Source organism: Burkholderia pulmonis, assembly GCF_984667975.1.
In genome coordinates this window covers 278,155-294,578 of the sequence record NZ_OZ480188.1, presented here as the reverse complement: position 1 = coordinate 294,578, position 16,424 = coordinate 278,155, and the positions used below count along the sequence as shown (strand labels likewise).

Below are 16,424 nucleotides of genomic sequence, written 5' to 3'. Positions count from 1 at the left end.
CGTCCCATGTCATTTGTCGTCACAGCACTGCTCGGCCTAAGCGCACTCAGTGCGTTCTGCTATCGGTACTTCTGGCACGCGAAGGTGCTTGGGGCACCGTCACTGGGTACTCCGCTCCAAAGAATGACGGTACGCACGGGTGACGACGAACGGGAAAGCCTGGTCTACGTGCCCTCCGCGCTGCCGCCCGGTGCCCCGCTGGTGATTGCCCTGCACGGCTCCGCGATGACGGCTGAAGGTATGCGCAAAGCTACCGGCTACGAATTCGATCGCCTGGCCGATGCCAGCGGCTATGCACTGGCGTACCCCGAAGGCTTCCGGCACAACTGGAACGACTGCCGCAGCAAAGCGACCTTTGCCGCCAAGCGACGGAATATCGATGACGTTCAATTTATTCTGACGTTGATTGATCGCCTGCACGCCGAGTATGCGATCGACCGGAGCCGGGTCTTTGTCTTCGGCTATTCGAACGGTGGGCATATGGCATTCCGACTTGCCCAGGAAGCGCCAGAACGGATCGCTGCCGTGGTGTCGGTCGCCGCGAATATGCCGTCTCTCGACTGCACGTCCTGTTCCGCACACGGGCCGACGTCCCGAATCATGATGGTCAACGGGACGCACGATCCGGTCAACCCTTACGACGGCGGTGAGGTATCACTGTTCGGATTTCGCAGTCGCGGAGAAGTGATGTCCGCGATCACGTCAGCTCGACATCTCGCCGGACGCAACGGGCTGATCGAAGAGCCTGAAGTTCGACCGATTCTCCTGACGCCGGGCAAACCATCATGGGTACAAGGCTCGACATGGTGGCGGGACGGCGTTCCGATCATTTCTCTTTGCACAGTGCACGGCGGCGGCCATGCGATTCCGCAGTCAATGTTCAGATTTCCACGATTGCTTGGCTACACCAATCCGGACATGAACAGTCCGCACATGGCACTGGCGTTTTTCGATATCGACTGAGTTTCGGCAGTTACGGCGCCGCGTCGAATAAAGGACATCGACAGGCGTTATCAATGGCGACACGGTCGACCCCGATCAGATGCGTCGCCGCCCCGAAATTGGTGTCGGCATATTACCGACAACGAGCTGACAGCCCGATGTCACGCGTGTCCGGCACACGCCGCAATACCGCGCACCGCCGGCCAACTTTCCGGCAGAACCCTTTTCAATCAAATATTTGCACGCATCGCTTCGACAGTATCAATACCGTCCCGCACTCAGCCTGTCCGTACAAAATCCGCCATTGGTCCTCACGCTCACGATTCCGCTATTTTTCGAAATCGAGCGTTACCCCCTTGTAATTCCCATTCCTCGGACCTTCCACTAGATTGAAGGCGTTCCCAGCGCAACGAGGTGGAAAATGAATGCGAAACAATGGGCCGTCCTCGGCTCGGGCGTGCTGGTCGCATGCCTTTCCGTGCAACCGGCAATGGCCGGCGTGTCGATCGGCTTCGGCATCGCGGCCCCCGCTCCGGTCTATGTCGCCCCCGCGCCCGTGTATGTCGCGCCGCCGCCCCCGGTCATGTATGCGCCGCCCGTCGTGGCCGCGCCCGTGATGGTGCCCACGATCGGCATCGCGCTCGGCTGGCACGGCGACCGCTACTGGGACGGCCGCCGCTGGTGGGGACGGCGTGAATGGGGTGCGCGTCACCGCTGGTAAGCCGGCCCGCACCGGGGCCGCACGCGCGCCGGCGACCGGATTGCCGGGGCCGGCGCGGCAGCGTGTGGCGCGACGCCGATGACGGGCGCGACGCCGCATGCCCGCGCGTGCGGCGTCGCCTGTCGCAGCTGCCGGCAGCCACCGGCATCACGCCACACCCGCGCACCCGCGTCATCGTCCATCCGTAGCCCGTCCGATCCGCCGCCGGCCGCGTGCGTCGGCCGGCGCATGCGGTCGCGCCGCCACGCCTTCCATTCACTGCGCTCACCTCTTCCCATTATCAGGAGTCCTTTCATGTCAGCCACCAGCGCGATGCGTCGTCCATACGGGAGGCGGACATGAGCGAACCCCAATCCGCCCCGCCGGCACGACGCCGCACGCGGCGCTGGCTCGTCGCCGGCGTGCTGGCCGTGCCGGTCGCGCTGATCGTGTTTCACCTGCTGCACCGGGCGAAGCCGGTGCGCGCGAATCCGGCCCAGGTCGTCAGCGTCGCGACCGCGACGACGGGCGACATGCCGGTGGTGCTGAACGAACTCGGCACGGTCACGCCGGTCGCGACCGTGACCGTGTTGCCGCAACTGAGCGGTTACCTGACCGAAGTCGGCTATCACGAGGGCCAGGAAGTCGCCAAAGGCCAGTTTCTCGCGCAGATCGATCCGCGCCAGTACCAGATCAGCAAGCAGCAGGCGCAGGCCCAGCTCGCGAAGGACGCAGCCAGCCTCGCGCAGGCGCGCGCCGATCTCGCCCGTTACGCGCAGCTCGCCGAACACAAGTCGATCGCCGACCAGACCTACCAGGATGCGCAGTTCACCGTGCAGCAGGACGAAGCGGCGATCCAGGCCGACCGCGCGAGCATCGCGCAATACGATCTCGATCTCGTGTACTGCCACATCACCGCGCCGGTGGCCGGCCGCGTCGGGCTGCGGCTCGTCGATCCGGGCAACTACGTGACGTCGTCGAGCTCGACGGGCATCGTCGTGATCACGCAGATGAAACCGATGACCGTGCAGTTCACGGTGCCGCAGAACGCATTGTCGGCCGTGATCCGGCGCGTCGGCGCGGGCGCGACCCTGCCCGTCACCGTCTATTCGAGCGACGACGACAAGCAGGTCGCGACCGGCACGCTGTACGCGATCGGCAACCAGATGGCGACGTCGACGGGCACCGTCACGCTGCGCGCGACGTTCGCGAACGACGACGAGGCACTGTTCCCGAACGAATTCGTCAACGTGCGGCTCGGCGTCGATACGCTGCACGACGCGGTGCTCGTGCCGACCGCCGCGGTGCAGAACGGCGCACCGGGCGACTACGTGTATCTCGTCAATCCGAACCGCACGGTATCCGTGCACAAGGTCACGCTCGGGCCGAGCGACGGCCGCTCGACCGCGATCGTCGCAGGGCTCGCGGCCGGGCAGCAGGTCGTGACCGACGGCGTCGACCGGCTCAGCGACGGCGCGGCGATCCGCATCGCCGCGAACCGGGCCGGCGGCGCGCAGCCGGCTTCCGGCGCGCCGGCCGGCCAGGCGTCAGGTCACGCCGCCCATCGCCCGGCCGCGGCCGCTGCGGCATCCGGTGCAGCCTGACGCCGAGTGGCACCCGACACGATGAACATTTCCCGCCTCTTCATCCTGCGGCCGGTCGCGACGCTGCTGCTGACGATCGCGCTCGTGCTGGTCGGCGCGGTCGCCGTGCGCTTCCTGCCGGTGTCGTCGCTGCCCGACGTCGACTACCCGACGATCCAGGTGCAGACCTTCTACCCGGGCGCGAGCCCCGACGTGATGGCGACGACCGTCACCGCGCCGCTCGAGGTGCAGCTCGGCGAGATCCCCGGGCTGCAGCAGATGATCTCGTACAGCTCGGAAGGCGCGTCGGTGATCACGCTGCAGTTCGACCTGTCGGTGAGCCTCGACGTCGCCGAGCAGAACGTCCAGCAGGCGATCAACGCGGCGAACAGCTACCTGCCGAGCGGCCTGCCCGCGCCGCCGACCTACGCGAAGGTGAACCCGGCCGACCAGCCCGTGCTCACGCTGGCCGTCACGTCGAATTCGATGTCGCTCACGCAGTTGCAGGACACCGCGAACAACCGGCTCGCGACGAAGATCTCCGAAGTGCCGGGCGTCGGCCTCGTCACGACGGCGGGCGGCCACGTGCCGGCCGTGCGCGTTGAAGCCGATCCGCACAAGCTCGCCGCGTACGGGATGAACATCGACGATCTTCGCACGCTGCTCGCGAACGTGAACGTCAGCCAGCCGAAAGGCAATTTCGACGGCCCCGATCTCGACTACACGATCAATTCCAACGACCAGATCACCGATCCGAACGCGTACCTGCGCACGGTGATCGCGTACCAGAACGGTGCGCCGGTGCTCCTGGGCGACGTCGCGCGCGTGTCGCAGGCGCCGCAGGACATCGAGCGCGGCGCGTGGCTGAACCGTACGCCGGCGATCGTGCTGAACGTGCAGCGCCAGCCCGGCGCGAACGTGATCGCCACCGTCGACCAGATCAAGCGGCAGCTGCCCGCGCTCGAAGCGACGCTGCCGGCCGGCATGCACGTGCAGATCGTCGGCGACGGCACCGGCGTGATCCGCGCGTCGGTGTTCGATGCGGCGACCGAGCTCGTGCTGGCCGTTGCGCTCGTGGTGCTGGTGATCTTCGTGTTCCTGCGCAACTTGCCGGCGACGCTGATCCCGAGCATCGCGGTGCCGGTGTCGCTGATCGGCACGGTCGCGGCCATGTACGAGCTGCACTACTCGATCGACAACCTGTCGCTGATGGCGCTGATCATCGCGACCGGGTTCGTCGTCGACGATTCGATCGTGATGATCGAGAACATCGTGCGCTACATCGAGCAGGGGATGCGGCCGCTCGACGCCGCGCTGAAAGGCGCCGGGCAGATCGGTTTCACGATCCTGTCGCTGACGGTCTCGCTGATCGCGGTGCTGATTCCGCTGCTGTTCATGGGCGGCGTGATCGGCCGCCTGTTCAGCGAATTCGCGGTCACGCTCGCGGTGACGATCCTGATCTCGGCCGTGGTGTCGCTGACGGTCGTGCCGATGCTGTGCGCACGCATCCTGCGGGCGCATTCGGAGTCGCAACCCGGCCGTTTCGAGCGGGTCAGCGAACAGATTTTCGAGCGCACGCTCGCGGCGTACGAACGCGCGCTGACATGGGTATTGCGCCACCAGACGCTGACGCTCGTCGTCGCGCTCGTCACGCTCGCGCTGACGCTGATCCTCTATGTCGCGATTCCGAAGGGGCTGTTCCCGGTGCAGGACGTCGGCACGATCCAGGGGATCAGCGTGGCCGACACGTCGGTATCGTACGCGGCGATGGTCGAGCGACAGTCGCAACTGGCCGACGCGCTGCTGAAGGATCCGGATGTCGCGTCGCTCACGTCGTACGTCGGGATCGACGGCGTCAACGCGACGCTGAACAACGGCCGCTTCCTGATCAACCTGCGCGCGCACGGCGACCGCTCGGCCAGCGCGGAAACGATCGCGCGGCGGCTCCAGCAGGAAACGGCCGGCGTGCCCGGTGTGCGGCTCTACCTGCAGCCGGTGCAGGACCTGACGCTCGACACGACGCTGTCGCCGAACCAGTACCGCTTCGTGCTGCGCGGCCCGAGCCGGCAGGCGCTGCAGCAGGTCGTGCCCGCGCTGGTCGCGAAGCTGAAGCAGCTGCATTCGATCACCGACGTGCAGAGCGATCTCGACGTCGACGGGCTCGGCGTGCAGGTCGACGTCGATCGCCAGGCGGCCGCGCGCTACGGGATCACGCCCGCGACGATCGACAACGCGCTGTACGATTCGCTCGGCCAGCGCATCGTGTCGACGATCTTCGAGCAGTCGAACCAGTACCGCGTGATTCTCGTCGCGAAGCCCGAGGCGATGCCGAACGTCGCGTCGCTCGGCAACCTGTACCTGCCGAGCCAGACCAGCAGCAGCGGCCAGGTGCCGTTGAGCCAGATCGCGACCGTGCGGCTCGTGAAGACGCCGCTCGCGATCCGCCATCTCGCGCAGTTCCCGGCCGTCACCGTGTCGTTCAATCTCGCGAGCGGCGCGTCGCTGAGCACGGCGGTCGGCGACGTGCGCCGCGTCGAGCGCGAAGCCGCGCTGCCGCCGTCGATCCAGTCGTCGTTCCAGGGTGCCGCGGCCGCGTTCGAGGATTCGCTGTCGAGCGAGGTCTACCTGTTGATCGCGGCGCTCGTGGCGGTCTATATCCTGCTCGGCGTGCTGTACGAGAGCTTCATCCACCCGGTCACGATCCTGTCGACGCTGCCTTCCGCCGGGATCGGCGCGCTGCTCGCGCTGATGATCGCGGGCGTCGATCTCGACGTGATCGGGATCATCGGCATCGTGCTGCTGATCGGCATCGTGAAGAAGAACGCGATCATGATCGTCGACTTCGCGCTCGAAGCGGAACGCGTGCACGGCAAGACGCCGGCCGACGCGATCTTCGAGGCATCGCTGCTGCGTTTCCGGCCGATCCTGATGACGACCTTCGCCGCGATGCTCGGCGCCCTGCCGATGCTGGTCGGCACCGGCACGGGCTCGGAGCTGCGCCGCCCGCTCGGTCTCGCGATCATCGGCGGGCTCGCGCTGAGCCAGCTGCTCACGCTGTTCACGACACCGGTGGTCTACCTGCTGTTCGACCGGCTGGCCGCGCGCCTGCGGCGGCGCCGTGAAGCGGCCGCGCCCGGCCCCGCCGCGCCGGACGGCGGGAGCGCATCGTGAATCCGACCGCGCTGTTCATCCACCGGCCGGTCGCGACGACGCTGCTCGCGATCGCGATCCTGCTGTCCGGCGCGCTCGCATACTTCCGGATGCCGGTCGCGCCGCTGCCGAACGTCGCGTACCCGGTGATCGTCGTGCAGGCGAACATGGCCGGCGCGAGCCCGGACGTGATGGCGTCGACGGTCGCCGAGCCGCTCGAGCGGCGGCTCGAAACGATCGCGGACGTGCAGGAACTGACGTCGATGAGTTACGTCGGCTCGTCGATGATCGTGATCGAGTTCGGCCTCGACCGCGACATCAACGGCGCGGCGCGCGACGTGCAGGCCGCGATCCAGGCCGCGCGCGCGGACCTGCCGACCACCTTGCGCGCGAACCCGACCTACCGCCAGTACAACCCGGCCGACGCGCCGGTGATGGTGCTCGCGCTGACCTCCGACACGCTGACGTCCGCGCAGCTCTACGATTCCGCCGATTCGGTGATCCAGCAGCAGTTGTCGCAGATCAAGGGCGTCGGGCAGATCACGCTCGGCGGCGGCGCGCTGCCGTCGGTGCGCGTCGAGCTGAACCCCGGCAAGCTGAACAGCTATGGCATCGGCCTCGAGGACGTGCGCGCGTCGCTCGGTTCGGCGAACGCCGACAGCCCGAAAGGCCATCTCGACCAGGGCAGCCACCGCTACGAGATCCTGTCGAACGACCAGATCGGCACGGCCGCGCCGTATCGCAACCTCGTCGTCGCGTACCGCAACGGCGCGGCCGTGCAGTTGCACGACGTCGCGCAAGTGCTCGACTCGAACGAGAACGTGCGCAACGCGGGCCTCTACAACGGCAAGCAGGCCGTGCTGGTCATCGTGTTTCCGGAGCCCGGCAGCAACGTGGTGAACACGGTCCGGCAGATCCGTGCGCGCCTGCCCGTGATCGAGGCCGCGCTGCCGGGCTCGGTACACGTCGGCATCGCGGTCGACCATTCCCAGTCGATCAACGCATCGGTCGCCGACACCACCCGCACGCTCGCCATCGCGGTGCTGCTCGTCGTCGGCGTCGTGTTCGTGTTCCTGCTGTCGCCGCGCGCGACGCTGATCCCCGCCGTCGCGCTGCCGCTGTCGATCGTCGGCACGTTCGGGCCCATGTACCTGCTCGGCTACAGCATCGACAACCTGTCGCTGATGGCGCTGACGATCGGCACCGGCTTCGTCGTCGACGATGCGGTGGTCGTGCTCGAGAACGTCACGCGCTTTCTCGAAGCCGGCTACGCGCCGAAGGAAGCCGCGCTGCGCGGCAGCGCGGAAGTCGCGTTCACGGTCGTGTCGATGAGCCTGTCGCTGATCGCCGTGTTCCTGCCGATCCTGCTGATGCCGGGCATCGTCGGCCTGCTGTTTCACGAATTCGCGGTCACGCTGTCGATCGCGATCCTGCTGTCGATGGTGATCTCGCTGACCGTCACGCCGACGATGTGCGCGTACGTGCTCAGCCGGCAGCGCGCGCATGCCGCGCCGTCGCGCATCGGCGGCCGCATCGCCGCGGTGCTCGACCGGCTGCGCGACGCGTACGCGCGTTCGCTCGACGCGGTGCTCGACCGCGCGCCGCTCGTCGGCCTCCTGCTGATCGCGCTCGTGGCCTGCAACCTGCTGCTGTTCAGGCTGTTGCCCGCGACTTTCTTCCCCGAACAGGACAACGGCACGCTGATGGGGCAGATCATCGCGGATCAGAGCATCTCGTTCGGCGCGATGCGGCAGAAGCTCGCGCAACTGCAGGCGATCGTCCAGCAGGACCCGGCCGTCGCGGCAGTGGCCGGCTTCACCGGCGGACGCGCGCTGAACACGGCCAACGTGTTCGTCGCGCTGAAGCCGCTTGCGCAACGCCACGCGTCGGCCGTCGAGGTCGTCAACCGGCTGCGGCCGAAGCTCGCGGCCGTGTCGGGCGCGCGGCTGTTCCTGCAGGCGCAGCAGGATCTGCGGATCGGCGGCCGGCAATCGGCCGCCGAATACCAGTACACGCTGACGAGCGACGATTCGCAGGCGCTCTACGCGTGGACGCCGCGGCTCGTCGACGAGCTGAACCGGCGGCGCGGCCAGCTCGTCGACGTGAATTCCGACCTGCAGCGGCACGGGCTGCAGACGATGGTGACGATCGACCGCGCGACCGCGAAACGCTACGGCTTCGACCCCAACCAGATCGACAACGTGCTGTACGACGCATTCGGCCAGCGCACCGTCTCGACGATCTACAACCAGCTGAACCAGTACTTCGTCGTGATGGAAGTCGCGCCGCAGTACTGGCAGTTCCCGTCGTCGCTCGGCCGGATCTTCGCGAGCACGGCCGCCGGCAATGCGAACGGCACCGCGCAGACGCAGTACTCGTCGGCCATCGTGCCGGCGGCGACCGCGACGCTCGCGACCGGCGCGGCGGTCGGCGTCGCGCCATCTGGCACGAGCGGTACGACCAATGCGCAGAACGCGAACGCAGAAGCGAATGCGTCGACCAACAGCATCTCGAACAGCAAGGGCGGCAGCTCGACCGGCAGCGCGGACAGCACATCGGCGGAAACGATGGTGCCGCTCACCGCGCTCGCGCTGTTCTCGAACAGCCATACCGCCACGCAGGTGAACCACCAGGGCGGCCTCGTCGCGGCGACGATCTCGTTCAACCTGCCGCCGAACGGCTCGCTGAGCGACGCGGCCGCCGCGATCGCCGACGCCGAGCGGTCGATCGGCATGCCCGCGTCGGTGCACGGCGCGTTCGCCGGTGCCGCGCAGGCGTTCACGAGCTCGATGAACGCGGTGCCGCTCCTGATCGTCGCGGCGCTCGCGGTGGTCTACCTCGTGCTCGGCGTGCTGTACGAGAACACGATCCACCCGCTGACGATCCTGTCGACGCTGCCGTCGGCCGGCATCGGCGCGACGCTCGCGTTGCTGGTGTTCGGCGTGCCGTTCTCGGTGATCTCGATGATCGGCTTCATCCTGCTGATCGGCATCGTGAAGAAGAACGGGATCATGATGGTCGACGTCGCGATCGTGCTGCAGCGCGACGAAGGCTTCGATGCCCGCCGCGCGATTCACGAGGCCGCCGTCCGCCGCCTGCGGCCGATCATGATGACGACGGCCGCGGCCGTGCTCGGCGCGCTGCCGCTCGCGCTCGCGATCGGCCAGGGCGCGTCGCTGCGTCAACCACTCGGCGTGACGGTCATGGGCGGGCTGCTGATCAGCCAGGTGTTCACGCTCTATACGACGCCCGTGATCTATCTGTATCTCGACCGCCTGCGCGAGCGACTCGCACGCCGGTCGCTGCCGTGGCCGCGACAACGGCGGCCCGAATCGAGGCCCTGACCGATGACATCCCCCCGCTCCGTTCCGGAACACGCGCCGCATGCCGGGAGGCTGCGCACCTGTGCGCTCTGTGTGGCGGCCGCGCTGGCGCTGGCCGGTTGCGCGGTCGGCCCCGACTATCACCGTCCCGCCGTCGCGACGCCCGCCACGTATCGCGAACTACCCGGCTGGACGCAGGCGAAGCCCGATGCCGACGGCCCGAAAGGCGACTGGTGGACCGCATTCCACGATCCGCTGCTCGACCGGCTGGAGCCGCTCGTCACCGTGTCGAACCAGACGGTCAGGCAGGACTACTACAACTACCAGCAGGCGCTCGCGCTGGTACGCGAAGCACGCTCGGGGCTGTTTCCGACGGTCTCCGCGACGAGTTCGGCCACGCGGCAACGGACCACCGGCGCAGGCAACCCGTCCGTCGCCAATGCCGGCGCGCTCGAAGGCAGCGTGAGCTGGTCGCCCGATCTGTGGGGCCAGGTGCGGCGCACGGTCGAGGAGCGCAAGGCCAGCGCGCAGGCGAGCGCCGCGACCTATGCGAATGCGGCGCTGTCCGAGCAGGTGACGCTCGCGACGACGGTGATCGACCTGCGCGTGACCGATGCGAACATCGACCTGCTCGATGCGACCGTCAAGGCCGACGAAGCCTACCTGCGCGTGATCGCGGACCAGGACAAGGCCGGCACGATCCCGCCGTCGGATCTCGTCAGCGCGCAAACGCAGCTCGAAAGCGCGCAGTCGAGCCTGATCGCGCTCGGCGTATCGCGGGCGAAGTACGTGCATGCGATCGCGGTGCTCGTCGGCCGCAATCCGGAAGCGCTCGACGTGCCGCACGACGCCACGTTGCCGGCGCTGCCCGACGTGCCGGTCGGCGTGCCGTCGACGCTGCTGCAGCGGCGGCCCGACATCGCGGTCGCGGAACGGCAGATGGCGTCGGAGAACGCGGCGATCGGCGTGGCGATCGCCGCTTACTTTCCGACGATCTCGCTGTCGGCGGCGGCCGGCTTCTCCGCATCGCCGCTCGCGGGATTGCTGAACGTCGCGAACTACGTGTGGTCGCTCGGCGCGAGTGCATCGCAAACGCTGTTCGACGGCGGCGAGCGCAGCGGCGAAGTGGCCGCCGCGAAGGCCGCGTACGACGCGGCGGTCGCGAACTATCGCGGCACCGTGCTCGGCGCGCTGCAGAACGTCGAGGACGACCTCGCCAGCGTGCGCGTGCTGGCCGATCAGGCGGCCGTGCTCGAACGCGCGGTCGCCAGTGCGAAACGCGGCGCGGACATCGCATTCAACGAGTATCAGGCCGGCACCGTCGACTACACCACGGTTGCGACAGCGCAGACGACCCTGCTCGCGCTGCAGGAGAATGCGTTGACCGTGCAGCAGGAGCGGCTGGTTGCGACGGCGACGCTGTTCGGCGATCTGGGCGGCGGGTGGTCGGATGCGCAGCTCGACGGGCAGCAACCGAAGCAGCAGGAACGGGCGCCAGGCTGACGACATCGGCATCATGTCCGGCCGCACACCGCATGGTTCCGGTGCGCGGCGTGCGTCGACGGCGCCAGCCCCGTCAGGTGCTCGATCCACGTTTCCGCGATCTACCGTCCGCGCGTCTTTCTGCGGCAAGCGGGTGTCATGCCAGCTGGTGTGGCGCCCACCCTCCTCGGGCCGATTTCATTACGGCATTTGACGCGCGAATGTGTGATCGCTCGACCCGATGCATGCCGACACGGCCGCCGGCCATCCCGGCAACGCCGCTCAACGCGGCTCGCGAGACGATCATGCTGCCATCATGATTCTCTCAAAACAGGTTGTACACACAACCATCAAGTTACATGCGACCCGCAGAATAAATCCCCGGTAAACCCGTCGTTGTGGAATCCCAACGGATCGAAAATTGTGTCGTGACCTAATGGCGGCTCCTGACGAAGGCCCGTTGATTCGACAGGAAGGAAAGCAGGTTCGTTACATGCCAGGAGAGTTCATGATGAAAGGTATCTTGAGGAAATCGCTGTTGTCGCTCGCGTTGCTGGCCGGCTTTTCCGCCGCGCACGCGCAGAGCACTGTGACGCTGTACGGCGTCATCGACGAGTCGATCCAGTTCACGCACAACGCCACCCCCGCCGGCAGCAACCAGGTCGGCCTCTACTCGGGCAACCTGTCCGGCAGCCGCTGGGGCCTGATGGGCAGCGAAGATCTCGGCGGAGGCCTGAAGGCGATCTTCCAGCTCGAGAACGGCTTCGACGTCAACAACGGCAAGATGGGCACCTACAACGGCACCACGTCGCTGTTCGGCCGCCAGGCGTACGTCGGCCTGCAGAGCGCGCAGTACGGCACGCTCACGCTCGGCCGCCAGTACGATCCGCTCGTCGACCAGATTCAGGGGCTGACCGAAGACAACTACTTCGGCAGCACGTTCGCCACGGCCGGCGACGTCGACAACTACGACAACAGCTCGCGCACCAACAACGCGATCAAGTACCTGTCGCCGAGCTACGGCGGGTTGCAGGTCGAGACGATGTACGCGCTCGGCGGCGTCGCGGGGCAAACCGGGTCGGGACAAACGTGGTCGGTCGCGGCTTCGTACAACAACGGCCCGTTCTCGCTGGCGGCCGGTTACTACGTCGCCGACAACTCGAATTCGACGATCGCGCGCACCGGCTGGTCGTCGACTTCCGACGGCACGTTCGACGGCCCGGTCAACCTGGGCTACGCGACGGCGAAGTCGATCAACATCGCGCGGGTCGCCGCCCGCTACGTCGCCGGGCCCTACACGGTCGGCCTCTCGTACAGCAATTCGGCGTACAAGGCGGACGCGCAGTCGGCATTCGCGTCGACCGAGAAGTTCAACACGGGCCAGGCGTATTTCAACTACCAGGCGACGCCGGCGCTGCTGCTCGGTCTGGGCTACAGCTATACGCACGCGAACGGCGATACCAACGCGTCGTATAACCAGGTATCGCTCGGCGGCGACTACAGCCTGTCGAAGCGCACCGACGTGTATCTCGTCGGCGCATGGCAGAAGGCGACCGGCACGCAACTGAACGCGGATGGCTCGGTATCGAGCGCCGAAGCGTCGATCGGTTCGTACGGCGTCGCCGGTACCGACAGCCAGGAAATGGTCAGCCTCGGCATCCGCCACCGGTTCTGATCGAACGGGACGCCGGCTGCCGTTCGCGGTGGCCGGCACTGCATCGCGCCCTGCTTCACCGCAATCGTTTGAAATATTGCAGCCGCCCGGTGCGCCGAAATGCGATTTCGCACGCGGAATGACCGAAAACCCGGGGCCGTTTCACGCGATTGCGCGGCAACGATGACCGATCGCACACATTGCCCGCTGTCACCATCGCCGAATATCTCAATAATGAGCGGCCACTCTTGTGCACGACCCACTTCATTCCGCTTACAACGCGGCAATCCTGCAGTCCTGAATATGACGAAACAATCCTGAAATTTATTTGACGATCGTGTGACCTATGCTTCCGTCACACCGCGCACCGGCCACGCCGATGGCGGCAGTCCTCCCCGAAAGTGAAAGTGAAAGGCCCGATCATGTATCACACGATGCGCATGGAAGTGTCCACCGAATCCGGCTATCCAGTGATCCGGTTCACGATCGACGGCCAGACTTCCGTACTCGGCGTACACGATATCGACCAGATGATCCTGCAACTCGCGACCGCCCGCGCCGAGATGCAGCCGACGCATCCGGTCGCGCCGCCGGAGGGCCAGTACCCGTTGCAGATCGATCCGTGCTGGCGCGTCGACCGGCTCGACGACTACGACGGCGCGGTGCTGTCGATCCGGCATGTCGGGATGGGCTGGATCGCATTCGCACTGCCCGCCGACAACCTGACCAACCTCGTCGAAGCACTGGCCACTGCGCCGGAAATGGCCGCCCCGGTCGACCATGCGATGCTGAACTGATGCGCGCCCGGCGCTGACCGGTCGCCTTCTCTCCCGCAAAAATCGCACGCTATTTAATTCGGTATACGAATCATTATCCTGATCCGGACCTCATCGGCTCGAATCGCGGTGTTCCGTTCCTTTCCACAAGGACATGCCCATCATGCAAACCTCTTCGTCGACCACCGCGCCCGCGCGGCACCCCGCGGCCTATGCGCCGACCGATCTCGGCACCGGCACCTGGTATCTGATGCCGGTCGATGCACGCACGATCTTCCGCTGCCGGCTCACCGGCCGCTACACGCAGGGGCTGTCGTTGAGCGTCGTGTGCGGCAATGGCTACGCGACCGTGCATCAACTCGCTGAATCGCATGTCGACACGGTGTCGCACCTGCTCGTGCGCGATGCACGGAACGACGCCGGATATCGCGTTCATGCTTTTGAAGACGGGGTCGACTGGCAGTGAAGATGCGTTCGATCAGGTTTGGCCGTCTCGCACGGCTGTGGTGGCTCACGCCGGCGGCATTCTCGATTCACGCGCAGGCCGCTCCGGCCGCGCAAGCAGCACCAGACGCGTCTGCGCCGAGCGGTTTTGCCATCCAGGACATCCGTGTCGAGGGTCTGACTCGCATCGAGCCCGGCACCGTGTTCTCGTATCTGCCGTTCAAGATCGGCGACACGTTTACCGACGACAAGGCGTCGGCCGCGATCCGCGCGCTCTACGCGACCGGGTTCTTCAACGACGTGCGGATCGCGACGGAAGGCAACGTCGTGATCGTGAACGTCGCGGAGCGTCCGGTGATCGGCACGATCGATTTCACGGGGCTTCACGAGTTCGACCGGGACGCGATCGAAAAGGCGATGAAATCGGTCGGCCTGGTATCCGGGCACGCATACGACCCGTCGCTCGTCAGCAAGGCCGAGCAGGAGCTCAAGCGGCAGTACCTGACCCGCGGCTACTACGCGGCGGAGGTGACGACCACCGTGAGCCCGATCGACGGCAACCGCGTCGGGCTGCTGTTCTCCGTGATCGAAGGGCCGAGCGCGAAGATCCGGCAGGTCGCATTCATCGGCAATCGCGTGTTCAGCGACGCGACGCTGCGCGACGAAATGCAGCTGTCGACGCCGAACTGGTTCTCCTGGTACACGAAGGACGACCTGTATTCGAAGGACAAGCTCGCGACCGATCTCGATGCGGTGCGCGCGTACTACCTCGATCGCGGCTATCTGGAGTTCAACATCGAGTCGACCCAGGTGTCGCTGTCGCCGGACCGCAAGGACATGGACCTGACCATCGCGCTGCACGAAGGCAAGCCGTACACGATCTCGGGCGTGCGGCTGGCCGGCGACCTGCTCGGGCGTGAGGCCGAGCTGAACCGGCTCGTCGCGATCCGTGCCGGCGAGCGCTTCTCCGCGGCAAAATTGAAGGACACGACGCAGGCGCTGATCGACAAGCTCGGCGAATACGGCTTTGCGTTCGCGACGATCAATTCCGTGCCGCAGATCGACCAGCAGCACCATACGGTCGACCTCACGCTGCAGGTCACGCCCGGACGCCGCGTGTACGTGCGGCATATCGACATTTCCGGCAACACGCGCACGCGCGACGAAGTGATCCGCCGCGAGATGCGGCAGATGGAAGACGCGTGGTTCGATTCGTCGCGGCTCAAGCTGTCGAAGGATCGCATCAACCGGCTCGGTTATTTCACCGACGTCGACGTCACGACCGTACCGGTCGAGGGCACCGCCGACCAGGTCGACGTGGAGGTGAAGGTCACCGAGAAGCCGACCGGCACGATCTCGCTCGGCCTCGGTTATGGCTCCGGCGAAGGTCCGATCATCTCGGCCGGCGTATCGCAGGACAACGTGTTCGGCAGCGGCCAGTCGATCGCCGTCAACGCAAACACGGCGACCACGATGCGCACGCTTAGCGTGTCGCAAACCGATCCGTACTTCACGATCGACGGCGTCAAGCGGATTACCGACGTGTACTACCGGACGACCCAGCCGCTCTACTACTCGAGCACGAACGACACGAGCTTCCGGATCATCTCGTACGGCGTGGACACGAAGTTCGGCATCCCGTTCTCCGAAAGCGACATGGTGTATTTCGGGCTCGGGCTCGAGCAGGATCGGCTCGACGTCGATTCGACGACGCCGCAGAGCTATCTCGACTACGTGAACACGTTCGGCCGCGTATCGAACGTCGCGCCGTTCACGATCGGCTGGTCGCGCGACATGCGCGACAGCGCGCTGATTCCCGGGCGCGGCTACTACCTGCAGACGAACGCGGAATACGGCACGCCGATCGGCAGCGTCTCGTACTACAAGACCGACGTACAGGCGCAGTACTACCACTCGTTCGCGCGCGGCCTCGTGCTGGGGCTGAATTTCCAGGCCGGCTACGGCAACGGCCTCGGCGGGCAGCCGTACCCGATCTTCAAGAACTATTTCGCGGGCGGCATCGGGTCGGTACGCGGCTACGAGCCCGGTTCGCTCGGCCCGCGCGACGCGACCACCGGCGACCCGATCGGCGGCTCGAAGATGATCGTCGGCAACGTCGAGATGACCGTGCCGCTGCCCGGCACCGGCTACGACCGCACGCTGCGCGTGTTCACGTTCGTCGACGGCGGCAACATCTGGGGCACCGAAGGCAACAGCGTCGGTGCGAACGGGCTGCGCTACAGCTACGGTGTCGGGCTCGAATGGATCTCGCCGATCGGCCCGCTGAAGATCGACTATGCGCTGCCGGTCGTACACCACACCGGCGACCAGTACCAGAAATTCCAGTTCCAGATTGGCACGTCGTTCTGA

Annotated in this window: 9 protein-coding genes and 1 pseudogene; all 10 read left to right on the top strand. The window is 66.5% G+C overall.

Annotation, left to right across the window (positions count from 1 at the left end; translation table 11 throughout):
• The first annotated feature begins 6 nt into the window (after positions 1–6).
• Positions 7–963, top strand: coding sequence for a CE1 family esterase (locus AC5LXK_RS33200; protein WP_493394852.1), 957 nt, complete (start codon positions 7–9; stop codon positions 961–963).
• A 400-nt stretch (positions 964–1,363) separates the two neighbouring features.
• Complete coding sequence (locus AC5LXK_RS33195; RefSeq protein WP_493394851.1) at positions 1,364–1,663, top strand: hypothetical protein; 300 nt, start codon at positions 1,364–1,366, stop codon at positions 1,661–1,663.
• 338 nt (positions 1,664–2,001) lie between these two features.
• The gene (locus AC5LXK_RS33190; RefSeq protein WP_493394850.1) at positions 2,002–3,246 is read left to right on the top strand and encodes an efflux RND transporter periplasmic adaptor subunit; all 1,245 of its coding nucleotides are present in this window, start codon (positions 2,002–2,004) and stop codon (positions 3,244–3,246) included.
• A gap of 21 nt (positions 3,247–3,267) precedes the next feature.
• Complete coding sequence (locus AC5LXK_RS33185) at positions 3,268–6,396, top strand: efflux RND transporter permease subunit (RefSeq protein ID WP_493394849.1); 3,129 nt, start codon at positions 3,268–3,270, stop codon at positions 6,394–6,396.
• Positions 6,393–9,719 (top strand): efflux RND transporter permease subunit, encoded by a 3,327-nt coding sequence (locus tag AC5LXK_RS33180; RefSeq protein WP_493394848.1) that lies wholly within the window; start codon positions 6,393–6,395, stop codon positions 9,717–9,719. The genes AC5LXK_RS33185 and AC5LXK_RS33180 overlap by 4 nt, the downstream gene beginning before the upstream one ends.
• Before the next feature lie 3 nt (positions 9,720–9,722).
• Positions 9,723–11,201, top strand: coding sequence for an efflux transporter outer membrane subunit (locus AC5LXK_RS33175; RefSeq protein WP_493394847.1), 1,479 nt, complete (start codon positions 9,723–9,725; stop codon positions 11,199–11,201).
• Between the two features lie 487 nt (positions 11,202–11,688).
• Positions 11,689–12,855 (top strand): porin, encoded by a 1,167-nt coding sequence (locus AC5LXK_RS33170; protein WP_493394846.1) that lies wholly within the window; start codon positions 11,689–11,691, stop codon positions 12,853–12,855.
• A gap of 386 nt (positions 12,856–13,241) precedes the next feature.
• Positions 13,242–13,631: a hypothetical protein gene (locus AC5LXK_RS33165; RefSeq protein WP_493394845.1), complete on the top strand. Its 390-nt coding sequence runs from the start codon at positions 13,242–13,244 to the stop codon at positions 13,629–13,631.
• A gap of 142 nt (positions 13,632–13,773) precedes the next feature.
• Positions 13,774–14,076, top strand: a complete 303-nt coding sequence (locus tag AC5LXK_RS33160) for a hypothetical protein (protein WP_493394844.1) — start codon at positions 13,774–13,776, stop codon at positions 14,074–14,076.
• A gap of 104 nt (positions 14,077–14,180) precedes the next feature.
• Positions 14,181–16,424 (top strand): annotated as a pseudogene (gene bamA / locus AC5LXK_RS33155) (outer membrane protein assembly factor BamA); the annotation flags it as partial.

Coding starts and splice junctions, on each gene's coding strand:
- AC5LXK_RS33175 (WP_493394847.1), top strand. CDS start 9,723: ATGACATCCCCCCGCTCCGTTCCGGAACACGCGCCGCATGCCGGGAGG.
- AC5LXK_RS33160 (WP_493394844.1), top strand. CDS start 13,774: ATGCAAACCTCTTCGTCGACCACCGCGCCCGCGCGGCACCCCGCGGCC.
- AC5LXK_RS33200 (WP_493394852.1), top strand. CDS start 7: ATGTCATTTGTCGTCACAGCACTGCTCGGCCTAAGCGCACTCAGTGCG.
- AC5LXK_RS33190 (WP_493394850.1), top strand. CDS start 2,002: ATGAGCGAACCCCAATCCGCCCCGCCGGCACGACGCCGCACGCGGCGC.
- AC5LXK_RS33195 (WP_493394851.1), top strand. CDS start 1,364: ATGAATGCGAAACAATGGGCCGTCCTCGGCTCGGGCGTGCTGGTCGCA.
- AC5LXK_RS33170 (WP_493394846.1), top strand. CDS start 11,689: ATGATGAAAGGTATCTTGAGGAAATCGCTGTTGTCGCTCGCGTTGCTG.
- AC5LXK_RS33185 (WP_493394849.1), top strand. CDS start 3,268: ATGAACATTTCCCGCCTCTTCATCCTGCGGCCGGTCGCGACGCTGCTG.